This window comes from Synechocystis sp. PCC 6714 (genome assembly GCF_000478825.2).
Lineage (GTDB): Bacteria > Cyanobacteriota > Cyanobacteriia > Cyanobacteriales > Microcystaceae > Synechocystis.
In genome coordinates this window covers 912,421-925,099 of the sequence record NZ_CP007542.1, presented here as the reverse complement: position 1 = coordinate 925,099, position 12,679 = coordinate 912,421, and the positions used below count along the sequence as shown (strand labels likewise).

Here is a 12,679-nt window from a genome sequence, read left to right as displayed (position 1 = left end):
TTCTAACTGAAATCGTTAGGAATCCCAGTATTGCAGAAAAACAGTGAGCCACGCTTTTAATGTTTGTGAACGTCGTTCAATTGTTTTTTGAGAAAGTGATGGACAAGTTGCCGTTAAAAATTGTTCTGCACTATCAGGATTAATCTCTGAAAGATCATTGGCATTTTTCCACAGTAGCCAAGCAGAACCAACATTAGAAGAAATAAATTGATAAGCAAGAAGTCTCATTTTTGTTTCTTTTTTAGATAAGCGAGACAAAGCAGAACAGACGTTGGTCGGATGCCCACGCCAATCAATAAGGTTAAGAATTTCAATTGCTCTACGATAATAAGAAAAATCCCTCGTTTTCGTTCCTCTTATTTCAAGAAACTTATCTCTAATAGTTTGAGCTGAAGATGGATATTGAACAAATAATTGTGAGAGTTCCAAAATTCTTTCAATATTATTAGCTTGTGGAACATCGCAAGAAAGAATTCTAATGTGTGTTCTTTCTTGTTCATTAGAATCAGTAGTTGCTCCTGTAGAAATATTGGCAAAATTCTCTGTAGAAATGGGAGGAATAATTTGTAGTTCTATATCTTTTGTGGAAACAGATAAGTTGATTTTAAAGTCCTTTTCACTAAGGACTTCTGCACATTCTCGCCAACTATCAATAGTATTTTGATTAATCTCACTTTGTCTGTGATTTTTTGAGGATAAAGAAGCAATTTCTGTTGCTAAAATATCAGCTTCCCTAGAAGTTATAGGAAGATTAAGAACCTGAATCCAAGAACCTTGAATTGATTGTATTTGATTAAATTTAGGAAATCCTAATTTGAAAATGCTTGATACTTCCTGAAAAAAACGCTCGATTCTATCTATTGCACTAGCTCCAAGTGACCATGTTATTTCCTGATTTAAATGCTCAATGTGTACTACGACAGACAAGCCTCTTCTAACAAAAATAGTTCCGATTGCAGCCAGAGAAGAATCAATTAATTTTAGAATATTTTTTTGAACTTGACGGTGCCTGTCTGAATATTCATCGTTATTTAAAATATTTATGGGATAAAGAATTTTAAGCAATTCTATTGAAGATGACCAAATGCGTTGATCCGAATACTTTGTTTTACTAGCAATATTGAAAAAAGAATCTAACCCTTCTGACCATTCTTCAAGAAGAATGGGTTCATCAACTTTTTCTAAGACTGAACGTGCTAAAGAATTGACCTTTGCAACTTGCTCTAAAGTACGAGGTGCTTGAGCATAATTTTCACCCCAAGTCGCAAGAAAATCTACAGTTTGCTCTGCAATCAAAGGGTCCCCATATTCCAGGCTGTTGCGTAAAAAACTATCTAATGCGGTAGCTAGTAATGCAAAAATAGGTGATCCCCAATTTTCAATACGAGATACTATTCCTAAAAGACTAATTCTTAAAGCACTGGTAGGTTTAATATTTGAACGAGACAAAACGGCTGCTAAAAGTAGCCAAAGAACTTCATTATTAACCTTATTGGGCTCATATCTCATTATTCCTCTAACTAATATACCTAACGCAATCTCAGCAATACTTTCTTCAGCAATTGCTAGTAAAAATGAAAAAATTCTTATATGTTCATCTACGACACCAAAATTAATAGAAATTTTGTCAAGCTCATCCCTTGCTCTATCCAAATTGGTAGAGTCTGACATTGCTTGAATTTTGGTATAAAGTATTGTCATTCCAAATTTTTAGCAGGAATAAAAGTCAAACCTTTGCGAATTTCAATATCAACACGAGCGTTTGGAACAGTACGTCTAGGATTTTGAAAAGGATGGGGTTGAGAATCTTGATTAACACCTCCAAGTTCACCAGCACTTTTAATAAAACGTCTAGCTTTAGCAAAAGCTATATTTCGTTGTTCTTTCTGTGACTCACTACATTGTCCCTCAATCTTAGCAAGAAATTCTAATCCTTCTTGATCCGTCACAGAAATATCCCGCGCCCAAGAGCGAGTATAACCCCCATCTTCTTTAATGTCGTCACCTTGAGCTTGTACAGCCCCACGAAACTCTGCTTCTGTGGTGGGCATATCAAATTCGTTTGATTATACTCATAACTCATAAATAAAAAACTTACTCATCATCATACTATCTAAGTTGGTTTACCCTATAATATTGCCATAGAACTTTGGCAATGTGTTTAGAGCACCTCGAAAAATTAGTGGTGCTTATTGGGAATAGCCTTTTGTAACCAGGTCTTTTTTTGCAATAAAATAATTGATCGAGGTGCCCTTAAAGTTCTTTTCAAAATGCTATCTTGTTTGTGAGTAGGATACTTGTCTTTTGTAAGAGTTGAGAAGATGATCACGGTTGAGATCAAGAAGTCAGACGAATAAATTTTTTCTTGCCTACCTGGAGTACCTTACCGTCCAAATCCTCCGGTTTTTGGTATTCCTGGTTAATATCCCCCAGGCGATCGCCGTCTAAACGTACTGCTCCCCCTTTAATCTGACGGCGACCCTCACTACTGCTGGGGCACAGGCCACTGGCACTGAGCAGGTAGGCTAATTTGACTGGAAAAGTGACTTCATTCAGACAAAATTCGGGCACACTGTCCGTATTCCCTGTTTTACCCTGGGTAACGATATCTTCTGCTGTTTTCTGGGCGGCGATCGCCGCTTCTAGACCGTGGAATTGGCTGGTAACTTCCCGGGCTAGGAGTTTTTGGCATTCCCTGGGATTATCCGGTAGTTGACCCAAATTTAAGTTAGTTAGTAGCTCGAAATATTCGTCCAACAGGCGATCGGGGGTTTTTTCTAGCTTGGAGTACATGGACAGGGCATCTTCCCGTAAGCCCACATAATTGTTCAGGGACTTGGACATTTTTTGTTGCCCGTCTGTCCCCAATAAAATTGGTAGCAGTAAACCAAATTGAGGAGTTTTGCCAAAATGCCGTTGTAAATCTCGACCCACAGCAATATTAAACTTTTGATCGGTGCCCCCCAGTTCCACATCAGCATTCACCGCCACTGAATCATAGCCCTGCATTAAAGGATAAAGAAATTCATGCAAAAAGATGGGATTTTCCTTCTGAAAGCGCTCCGCAAAACCTTCTTTGGCTAACATTTGCCCCACTGTCATGGTTGACAACAATTCTAAAATTTTACTCAAATCTAAATTGCTCAACCATTCGGAGTTGTAGCAGATTTCTAATCGCCCAGGGGTTTCAAAATCCAGGATTGGTTTCAATTGGGCTAGATAACTTTCTGCATTGCGCTTGACCTGTTCCGCTGTTAATTGTTTTCGTACCTCTGATTTCCCGGTGGGATCGCCAATTTGGGCGGTGAAATCACCAATAATCACCACCGCCGTATGGCCAGCATCCTGAAACGCCCGCAATTTACGGAAAGGAATGCTATGGCCCAAATGGATATCAGTGCCGGTGGGATCAATGCCCAGTTTTACCCGTAGAGGTCTGTCCTGTTGGGTTAAAACTTCCAAATTTTCCTGGGGATTTTTTGAGTCAGCATTATGGGGAAAAATTTCCGCTGTTCCCCGCCAGAGCCAATCGGGTTCAGAATTTATAGCCATAGACTACACAATAAAAATAAGAGAAGTTTTAATGAGAAATTTAGGACTTGACTGATCAAGAATTTGACTGCTTCTAAATCCTATAACTTTGGATAATCTTTTCTATTTTGCCTTCCATGCTCCAAGGGGAAAATCAAACAAAGTTCCCCCTGTATTTTTCAAGTTTGGCGGATAAATTAGGAAGACAAATTTAGAACTTTGCCAATGAGCTTTAAGCTTCATCAACAATGCCGAAAACTCGTTTGAATACCTTTTCCACCTTACTGCCAGAATCAATGGATTCTAGAGGATCCTTGCGTAAACGATGGCGCAAACAAAGTACAATTACCCGGCTAATGTCATCCACTGTCACCTCAGTGCGACCTTCAAAAGCGGCGATCGCCTTAGCAGCTCGGTTGGTAACAATATCTCCCCGCAATCCATCCACATCCAATTCTGCACAGACTTCGGATACTTTGACTCGATAGTCATAATCAAGGGTCACCTGGGGCAGTAAATTCTGGGCGTTAACAATTTTTGCCTGTAACGCCTCCTGTTCTGTTTGATAATGGTCGCAAAAAGGCTGGGGATTTTGGTCAAATTCCGTCCGTTGTTCGACGATTTTTACCCGCAATTCTGGTTCACGCACAGTGCGGATTTCAGCGTGCATCCCAAAACGATCCAACAATTGGGGCCGCAATTCCCCTTCTTCTGGGTTACCGGAACCAACTAAAACGAACCGAGCCGGGTGACGAATGGAAATCCCTTCTCGCTCCACCGTGTTCCATCCTCCAGCGGCGGAGTCCAACAGCACATCCACTAGGTGATCGTCTAAAAGATTGACTTCGTCCACATATAAGATACCCCGGTTGGCTTTGGCTAATAAACCAGGCTCAAAGGCTTTAACCCCTTCCGAAAGCGCTTTTTCAATGTCAATGGTGCCGCATACCCGGTCTTCCGTCGCCCCCAGGGGTAGGTCCACCATGGTGACTTTCTTCTTGACAATGGCAAGGGGCTCTTGGTTATCCACCCGGATCCGCACCTCCTCACTCATCATTTCTGGGTCGCTGGGGGAAGAGTTGAAGGGATCATTTGCCACCACTTCAATTTCCGGCAACAAGTCTGCCAAAGCCCTAATGGTGGTGGATTTTCCTGTACCCCGATCGCCCATGATCATCACACCGCCAATTTTGGGATCAATGACATTGAGCAATAGGGCCAACTTCATTTCATCTTGACCAACGATCGCCGTAAAAGGAAAAACAACGCGGCGGGTTTTGCTGGGAGTGGCAAGGGTGGCAGTCATGGGCAAAGGGACAATAATAAAAAATAATTAAAACTTTTAAACCAGGAATTAAACTTGGCTAGGGGGAGATTAGCCCCACCAAGGATAACCAAGTTCTAGCATTCCACTGGCAATGGCCAAAATCCGGCCGTTAACCATTCTGACACAAGGTTGGGGACGTTCCCGCAACGGTGAAACTCCAGCCTCTAAAAATATGGGAGAATAAACTTGAGTGCCTTGCTTGGGTGCGTAGCTCAGTGGATAGAGCATCCGCCTTCTAAGCGGACGGTCGCAGGTTCGAATCCTGCCGCACCCGTTATCCCCTCACCCTTGGGGGAGAATAATCAACCACTTACTCTGATGGGTGGGGGAAATCCATCCCCAGTGCCATCAAGTGCTGGTCACTTTTTGGTCTGTCAGTCCGCAGGTCAGCAAACGGAGGCCATATTCGATGCCTTCCACCACCGCTTGATAGGAAGCTTCTAAGATATTGCCCGATACCCCCACCGTAGTCCAACGGCGATCGCCCTTGCTGGATTCCACTAGCACGCGGGTCTTGGCGGAGGTACCGGCACCCCCATCTAGAATCCGCACTTTGTAGTCGGTGAGGTGAAAATCGGCAATTTGGGGATAAAAACGGGTTAAAGCCTTTCGCAGAGCTTGATCCAATGCAGAAACTGGGCCATTGCCTTCCGCCACTTCCAAAATATTTTGCCCGTTGACGGTCACCTTCACCGTAGCTAACGCATTGTGATAAGCAGGATTTTCCGCCGGAGTTAGTAGGTCACAGTGTACCTGGAAGCCCTGCACTAAAAATAGGGGTTGGCGATCGTCCATAGCTTGGCGCATCAGCAATTCAAAGCTGGCCTCCGCCGCCTCAAATTGATAACCCTGCTGTTCCAGATCTTTTAATGTTTCCAGGATGGTGCGACAGGCCGGATCTTGACGATCCAGGGCAATGCCGAATAACTCCGCCTTAGACAATATGTTGCTCAAGCCCGCCTGTTCTGACACCACAATGCGCCGCTCATTACCAATTACTTCCGGGGCAATATGCTCATAGGTAAAGGGATTGCGTTGCACGGCAGAAACATGGATACCCCCCTTATGGGCAAAGGCCGACCGCCCTACAAAAGGAGCATGGTCATCGGGAGCTAGGTTAACAATTTCGCTGATTAACCGACTAGTGCTGGTGAGATTAACAAGCTTTTTGGGTTCGATACAATCGAAATGAAGCTTGAGTTGCAAATTGGGAATCAAAGTACACAAGTTAGCATTGCCGCAACGCTCTCCATAGCCGTTGATCGTGCCCTGGACCATGGTGGCCCCCGCTTCCACCGCCATCAGAGAATTGGCCACAGCGGTGCCACTGTCATTGTGGGCATGGATGCCCAGCCGGGGTTGGTGGTCGCATTGAGCGTCTAGCCCCAAACCTTGCCTAACCTTGGTGGTAATTTCACTAATTTGCCTCGGCAAAGTACCCCCGTTGGTATCGCACATCACTAACCATTCGGCCCCGGCCTGTTGGGCGGTGGCTAAGGTAGCCAGTGCATAATCGGGGTTAGCTTGGTAGCCATCAAACCAGTGCTCGGCATCGTAAATTACCCGCCGCCCCTGACTCCGTAGATAGGCGATCGTGTCACTAATCATGGCCAAATTTTCCGCTAAGCTAGTTTGCAGTCCCTCCAGCACATGGAGATCCCAGGACTTGCCAAAAATGGTTACCCATCGGGTTCCAGCCGAGAGAATGGCCTGGAGCATTTTGTCTGTTTCCACTGCTTTGTGGGGCCGACGGGTGGAGCAAAAAGCCACAATTTCAGCCTGTTCCAAAGGCTCTTCCTGTAACTGCCAAAAAAATTGCACATCCTTAGGATTCGCCCCCGGCCAACCCCCTTCAATGAAAGGAATGCCCAATTGGTCCAGGCGGCGGGCAATGGTTAATTTATCAGTCAACGATAAAGAAATGCCTTCCCGCTGGGCTCCATCTCGGAGAGTGGTGTCGTAGAGCCAAAGGGGATTTTTGCAGACAGTCATGGGTGGTGGCAGTGGGGAATGGGGACAAAATTTTGTCCATTCCAATTTTAGATTAGTTTTCTAGTGTTCTTGAAAGAAAATCACGGACTTTGCAACCCTTTAGCAGACAATGTTTAACTCTGGCTTAAATTCACTCCTTCATCAAATCAAAGCTAATTTTTTTAGAAATAGACTCCTAGCACCCATTATTGGGGCCTTTAACACAGCATTTAAGATTGATGATTAATTAGAGTGTTACGCCAATTTTACCCACCACCGTAAAGGGTACTCCGGGAGAAACTCTCAGATTAAAATCATCAAAAAAATGGGTCTGAAACCCCGCCTTTCAAGGGGCTTTGTATTGGCATTTTAGCGATGCAACGAGAGGTCACCTAGACTAATACAATCACCCAGCCAACGGGCTCTCCGCCGTCCCAGGGCCCGCACCCGTGCCAGCAATTCCGGCATATCCACGGGTTTAACCACATAATCATCGGCTCCAGCATCTAAGCCCGCCAGTCGATCAAAACTACTGTCCCAGGCCGTCAACATTAGCACTGGGGTTGTTTTACCCCGGCGGCGGTAATCCTGGCACAACTCTAGCCCTGTACCCTCCGGCAACATCCAATCCAGTACCAGCAAATCGTAATCCTGTTCTGTGGCCAGCCACTCAGCGACGGAGTAGGCCATGGCTGTATCCACCACATGCCCTGCTTGACATAGGAGCGTATTGAGAGTTTCTAGCAATTCTAAGTTATCTTCGACGACCAAAATCTTCATAATGAGTGGGCTTTCGGCAAAATCTTAGAGCTGATAACTATGAGCGCAGCATATAAGACCGGAATAAACTCTATGCTAAACTACTGCTTATTATTCTCAACAGTCAATATGTCCAAGTTGTAGTTATCTCACGCTCCGGCTCAACTTTGCCGCTGGATACTGCTTCCCCTCGTAATGGGATTGCCAATTCCGGCTTTGGCACTAATCTTTTGGTTTGGCGGCCAGGGAATGACTCACCACCTGTTGAGCTACGCCTACTCCCCCACCCAGGCCCTTAAGTCCGATGCTCAAACACAAATTCAGGTGCAGGCGGCGGTACTGGCGATCGAAATCGAGGTCAAGTCGATCCCAAATTTCACTAAAGTCAGCGTTAAAACCACCGGCTCGGCCATTAAAACTCTGGATCTAGAGTTTTTATCTACCGATATGGCGGAAGTTGAAGCCTTAATTGCCCAAGAGCTAAATCTATCAATAGGTCAGGTACGCAAGCTAGCTCGTTATCAAATCAATTCTCACGGTACCGAAGGCAAGATAAGAACTAAATAACTTACATCCTGACCGAAAAGACCGCCATCCTTCGTGCTCCCTATTTTTTCTGGCCCTCTATCGCAATTAATGACCCTGATTTCCCCTTTATTCCCATGTTCGATCACCCTGATGCCATAACCCTAACGACCCGTAAACTCACCCTGGCCTACGACGGTAACGTAATTATTCGAGGCCTTGATTTAGCTATTCCCCACGGACAAATTACGACGTTGGTGGGGCCCAATGGTTGTGGCAAATCTACCCTACTAAGGGGTATGGCACGGTTGCTCAAACCCCAGGGGGGCACTGTCTATTTAGAAGGAGAGGCGATCGCCCATTTGCCCACCAAGGCATTGGCAAAACGTCTGGGTATTTTGCCCCAAAGCCCCGCCGCTCCAGAGGGATTAACAGTGCGGGAATTGGTGGCCCAGGGTCGTTATCCCCACCAGAACTGGCTCCAACAATGGTCAAAACAAGATGAATTAAAAGTGGAAGAGGCGATCGCCACCACTCACCTATACGAATTTGCTAACCGTTCCCTTGACACCCTTTCCGGTGGCCAGCGCCAGCGGGCCTGGATTGCCATGGCCTTAGCCCAAGATACGCAAACACTACTGCTGGATGAACCCACCACTTACCTGGATTTGGCCCATCAAATTGAAGTCTTAGACCTGCTCTATCAACTCAACCGAGCAGGGGGGCGGACCATTGTGATGGTGCTCCATGATCTCAATTTAGCCTGTCGCTATAGCCATCACCTGGTGGCCCTACGGGATGGAAAACTGTTAGCCCAGGGACAACCCCAGGCGATCGTAACCACGGAACTGGTGCGTCAAGTTTTCGGATTAGAAAGCCACATTATCCGCGACCCCATCACCGGAACACCATTGTGTATTCCCATTAGTCAATGCCTACAAGAATCGATTCCCTAGCCCTGGACTGAGCCCTACGGACATCTGCAAGGGAAAAGCAAAACCCTGGGGCGTGGTGCCACCGTACTCTGCAAAAAATTGATTTGGTTTAGAAAAACGATGAAAAGTCGATGGATAATCTTTGGCCTGTGCCTGATGCTGTGTGCCTGTGCTGGTCCACCGTCTAGAGTGGTTGCAGACAAAACCGTTCTCCCTGGGAACCCAGGCGTTACCCAGCGCATAATAGCCCATGCCAGGGGGGAAACAGCGGTGCCCAGCCATCCCCAGCGGGTGGTGGTATTAACCAATGAGGCCACAGATATGGTGTTGGCTTTGGGGATTACCCCGGTGGGAGCCGTCAAGTCCTGGGAAGGGGATCCCTACTACGATTACCTTGCCGATGCCATGGCCGAGGTACCTGTTGTGGGGGATGAAATGCAGCCCAACTTAGAGAAAATCGTGGCCCTACAGCCGGATTTAATTCTGGGTAGCCAGGTGCGGCAGGGACAAATTTATGACTCTCTCCAGGCGATCGCCCCCACGGTTTTTTCAGAAACTATTGGTGAATCATGGGAGGAAAACCTACGTCTGTACGGCCAAGCTCTCAATCGTGACGCTGAAGCTAAGCAACTTTTAGTCGATTGGCAAGCTCGTGTAGCCCAACTACGCCAACGATTTACTGAACGTAATATTCAAATTTCCCTAGTCCGGTTTCTCTCCGGGGGAGCCCGCATCTATTTAAAGGATTCTTTCCCGGGGCAAATTGTCGAGGAGGTGGGTTTACAACGGCCCCCCAGTCAGGCCAGCGGAGGCTTTGCCCAAGATGTTTCCTTTGAGCAAATTCCGCAAATGGACGCTGATGCAATGTTTTATTTCACCTACACCGGAGAAAACACCAGCCAAGCAGAAGGTAATAGGAGCAATCCGTGGTTGAGCCATCCTCTCTGGCAACAGTTGGGGGTTGTAGAAAGAGGAAAAACCTATGCCGTGAGTGATGTGGTCTGGACTACCGCTGGAGGTATCCAAGCCGCCCATTTATTACTAGATGATTTGGAGCGGTACTTGGACCCCTAAACCGATTACCACTCAAATGCATAGCCAATGCGTAGAAACCGACCCCGGGCGGCCGCATAACTCAATTCGCTGACCTGCAGCTGCGACACCACCGGAAAATAGTCAGTGTTCAATAGGTTAGCAATGCCGATTTCAAGCTTACCGGGACCAACATCAATCCTACTGATGTAATCTAGGGTGACGTAGCTGTTGACGGCGCGCTGGCCAAAGACAGTATCGTCCCCAAACACGTCACGATCGCCGGAATAGAGAAGCTGTAACCGATTTTGCCAGCCGGGAGTAGTTTGGTTCTGGACATAGGCGGTGAGTTTTACCGGTGCAATGCGAAAACCATCGAGGGGAGTATAGTTACCGTTGTTTAAGCGGTCAATTTCCCCAGCGGATAAGCTAAATGTCCCCCCCAACTGCCAACTTTCCCCCACTTTGGCATCCAGGGTGGCTTCTACACCATAAATTCGTTCTGGAGCCCGCAAAATTTCCCCTGGGGCTGTGAAGGTGGTACCCAAGTCAGAGGAGTTATAGAACCCGGCTAAGGAAAACTGGAGATCATTCCAATTGCCTCGCACACCGACCTCGTAATTATTGACCCGCTGGGCTTCCGGTTGCAAAGTAGCCAATGAAAACCCCGCAGGGGCATTACGAAGTACTAGGCCCACGTCGGCTAGGGAAAAACCTTGGGCAAAGCTAGCAAACAAGCTGACATTATCGGTGACATTCACTACCCCCCCCAGGTTAAAAAGTGTGGCATCGTAGCTTAAGTCCCCTCCCTGTATTGTATTACCCGCTAGGGTGGTGAAATCATCCACCGAGAGGCCCACCTGTTCGTGGCGGACGCCCCCCAGTAGGGTAAGCCAATCGTTGGCCCGCCAGTTTAATTGGGCGAACAATCCCAGACTGTCTTGGTCGAGGGAGGGTACCCAGGTACGTTTCCCGGTGTTGCGGTAGGTCAGGCCGCCACTGGTATTGAAAACAGCTGGGTCAAAAATGTTTACTGGTTGAGCAGTATTTTCATTGTTATAGTCAGCTCCCCACAGTAGTCGCAGGTTTTTTTCTCCAGTGAGGGGGGTATCCATTTGTAGCCTTCCGCCCCACTCGGTGGAGTCAATTTCGGACTGAAAAATGCTATTGCCCAAGCTAACGGAGGATCGTCCATCAAAGGGGAAAAAACGAGTTAAGTAGTCACGATAGTAGATTTGTCCCTTCAGTTTGCCATTGAGGACGTTGCTGTGGCTGTAATCAAGGCTGACTAAGGTATTGTTACTGGTTTGGGGAGTATCAAGGTCCAGCCCTTCGATCGCCTGGGATCTCTGCCGGCCGGCGATCGCCGTAATACTAGGATCAACGGTGAAATCAGTATTTTGGGTGGCTTGAAAATGGTTAATGGTGAGTTGTAGGCGCTGGTCTTCGGTGATGTCAATGCCCAATTTACCCAAAACATTGAAGCTGTCGGTGTCCGATACCCCCCCCTGGCCATTGGGATCGGGAGGAATGCGATTGCCTAACGCATCAAAGAATGCGCCAACGGATTCATAGGATACGGTAAAGGCGTAGTCACCGTGGTCAAGGGTTCCCCCCACATATTGCTCGACTGTCCCCCCTAAACTGTCGGATAGGCTGTCAAAATCAGCATTGATGGCTAGGCGGGTGCTGGCTAGGAATGGCTCAGGGGCAGGGCCACGGGTAATGATATTGATTACCCCTCCAGTGGCACCATCCCCATAGATTGCCGTTGGCCCCTGAATAACTTCAATCCTTTCAATGGCGCTGGGAGCAATGGTTTGTAAATCTCGGAAAGCATTGCGGTTGGTGGTTTGGGGCACCCCATCGATCAACACCAACACGTTGCGGCCTCGTAATGGTTGCCCAAATTGACTAGCACTGCCGGTGCTGGGGGCTAACCCTGGCACTAGCTGGCCCAAAATATCCGCCAGGGAAGAGTACACCTGGGTCTGTTGTTCAATTTCTGCCCGTTGAATTACCGTCACTGACCGGGGAATATTGGCAATTTCCTCCTCTGTGCGGGTCGCAGAAACCACAATTTGCAGAGCTTCTACTTCATCAACAGTGGCGGTTGTCTCGGCAACACCTGGGCGAATCACCAATTGCAACCCCTGCGGGCTGGACTTCACCTCCGCTTCGGGGGGGCCATTCACCCCTGTAATAGCTAACCGCACTTGGTTATCAGTCATTTGGGTAACACTGACAAAGGCAATGTCCGCAGTGGAGCTTACCTGCTCAAATCCCTGTCCCTCAGGCAAGACCAGCAAAGCATTGGGGATATCAATAATCAGAGCATTGCCCACCGTCTCAAGGTTCGGAGAGGCGATCGCCCCTCCCGCCGTCACCAAAAAAATTTCGACCCCGGTTTCCGTTGGCTCTAGTCGCACTTCCTGCACTTGCACCAAAGATGTCCCCTGATCCAGTTCCACTGCTGTAGATGGGGATGGCTCACTAATAATTTCTTGAGCTCCCAGGGGCATAGCCGCCAGTTCAATCACTATTCCAAAGGCGATCGTCCAGCCAAACTGCATCAATCTTGTTTGCATGTCACGTCCTC

At 47.2% G+C, this 12,679-nt stretch carries 10 protein-coding genes and 1 tRNA gene; 4 read left to right on the top strand and 7 right to left on the bottom strand.

Going from position 1 to position 12,679, the window contains the following annotated elements; all coding sequences use genetic code 11:
* Positions 1 to 15 precede the first annotated feature (15 nt).
* The 4 genes from D082_RS04120 to bchI all read right to left on the bottom strand — a co-directional run bounded on the left by D082_RS04120 (position 16) and on the right by bchI (position 4,837).
* On the bottom strand, positions 16 to 1,671 hold the full coding sequence (locus D082_RS04120; RefSeq protein WP_238546829.1) for a hypothetical protein: 1,656 nt from the start codon (positions 1,669 to 1,671) through the stop codon (positions 16 to 18).
* 26 nt (positions 1,672 to 1,697) lie between these two features.
* Entirely contained in the window at positions 1,698 to 2,051 is a 354-nt protein-coding gene (locus D082_RS04115; protein WP_028949016.1) for a hypothetical protein, read from the bottom strand.
* A gap of 286 nt (positions 2,052 to 2,337) precedes the next feature.
* A complete protein-coding gene (tyrS, locus tag D082_RS04110; RefSeq protein ID WP_028949017.1) occupies positions 2,338 to 3,552 on the bottom strand; it encodes a tyrosine--tRNA ligase in 1,215 nt (404 codons plus the stop codon).
* 211 nt (positions 3,553 to 3,763) lie between these two features.
* Entirely contained in the window at positions 3,764 to 4,837 is a 1,074-nt protein-coding gene (gene bchI / locus D082_RS04105; protein ID WP_028949018.1) for a magnesium chelatase ATPase subunit I, read from the bottom strand.
* A gap of 222 nt (positions 4,838 to 5,059) precedes the next feature.
* On the opposite strand from bchI, the gene D082_RS04100 reads away from it, so the two are divergent.
* Positions 5,060 to 5,132: transfer RNA gene (locus D082_RS04100), tRNA-Arg, on the top strand.
* 74 nt (positions 5,133 to 5,206) lie between these two features.
* On the opposite strand, the gene cimA is transcribed toward D082_RS04100, so the two are convergent.
* Positions 5,207 to 6,850, bottom strand: a complete 1,644-nt coding sequence (gene cimA / locus D082_RS04095) for a citramalate synthase (protein WP_028949019.1) — start codon at positions 6,848 to 6,850, stop codon at positions 5,207 to 5,209.
* 348 nt (positions 6,851 to 7,198) lie between these two features.
* Positions 7,199 to 7,609, bottom strand: a complete 411-nt coding sequence (locus D082_RS04090; RefSeq protein WP_051738672.1) for a response regulator transcription factor — start codon at positions 7,607 to 7,609, stop codon at positions 7,199 to 7,201.
* Positions 7,610 to 7,783: 174 nt separating this feature from the next.
* Here D082_RS04090 and D082_RS04085 point away from each other — a divergent pair, with 174 nt between their 5' ends.
* The 3 genes from D082_RS04085 (at position 7,784) to D082_RS04075 (ending at position 10,122) form a co-directional block, all read left to right on the top strand.
* On the top strand, positions 7,784 to 8,155 hold the full coding sequence (locus tag D082_RS04085) for a hypothetical protein (protein WP_051738670.1): 372 nt from the start codon (positions 7,784 to 7,786) through the stop codon (positions 8,153 to 8,155).
* 95 nt (positions 8,156 to 8,250) lie between these two features.
* Positions 8,251 to 9,069 carry an ABC transporter ATP-binding protein gene (locus tag D082_RS04080; RefSeq protein WP_028949021.1) on the top strand — a complete coding sequence of 273 codons (819 nt, stop codon included), beginning with the start codon at positions 8,251 to 8,253 and terminating at the stop codon, positions 9,067 to 9,069.
* A 168-nt stretch (positions 9,070 to 9,237) separates the two neighbouring features.
* Positions 9,238 to 10,122: an ABC transporter substrate-binding protein gene (locus tag D082_RS04075; protein WP_238546828.1), complete on the top strand. Its 885-nt coding sequence runs from the start codon at positions 9,238 to 9,240 to the stop codon at positions 10,120 to 10,122.
* A gap of 5 nt (positions 10,123 to 10,127) precedes the next feature.
* Here D082_RS04075 and D082_RS04070 read toward each other — a convergent pair whose 3' ends face one another.
* The gene (locus D082_RS04070; RefSeq protein WP_028949023.1) at positions 10,128 to 12,668 is read right to left on the bottom strand and encodes a TonB-dependent receptor domain-containing protein; all 2,541 of its coding nucleotides are present in this window, start codon (positions 12,666 to 12,668) and stop codon (positions 10,128 to 10,130) included.
* Positions 12,669 to 12,679 lie beyond the last annotated feature (11 nt).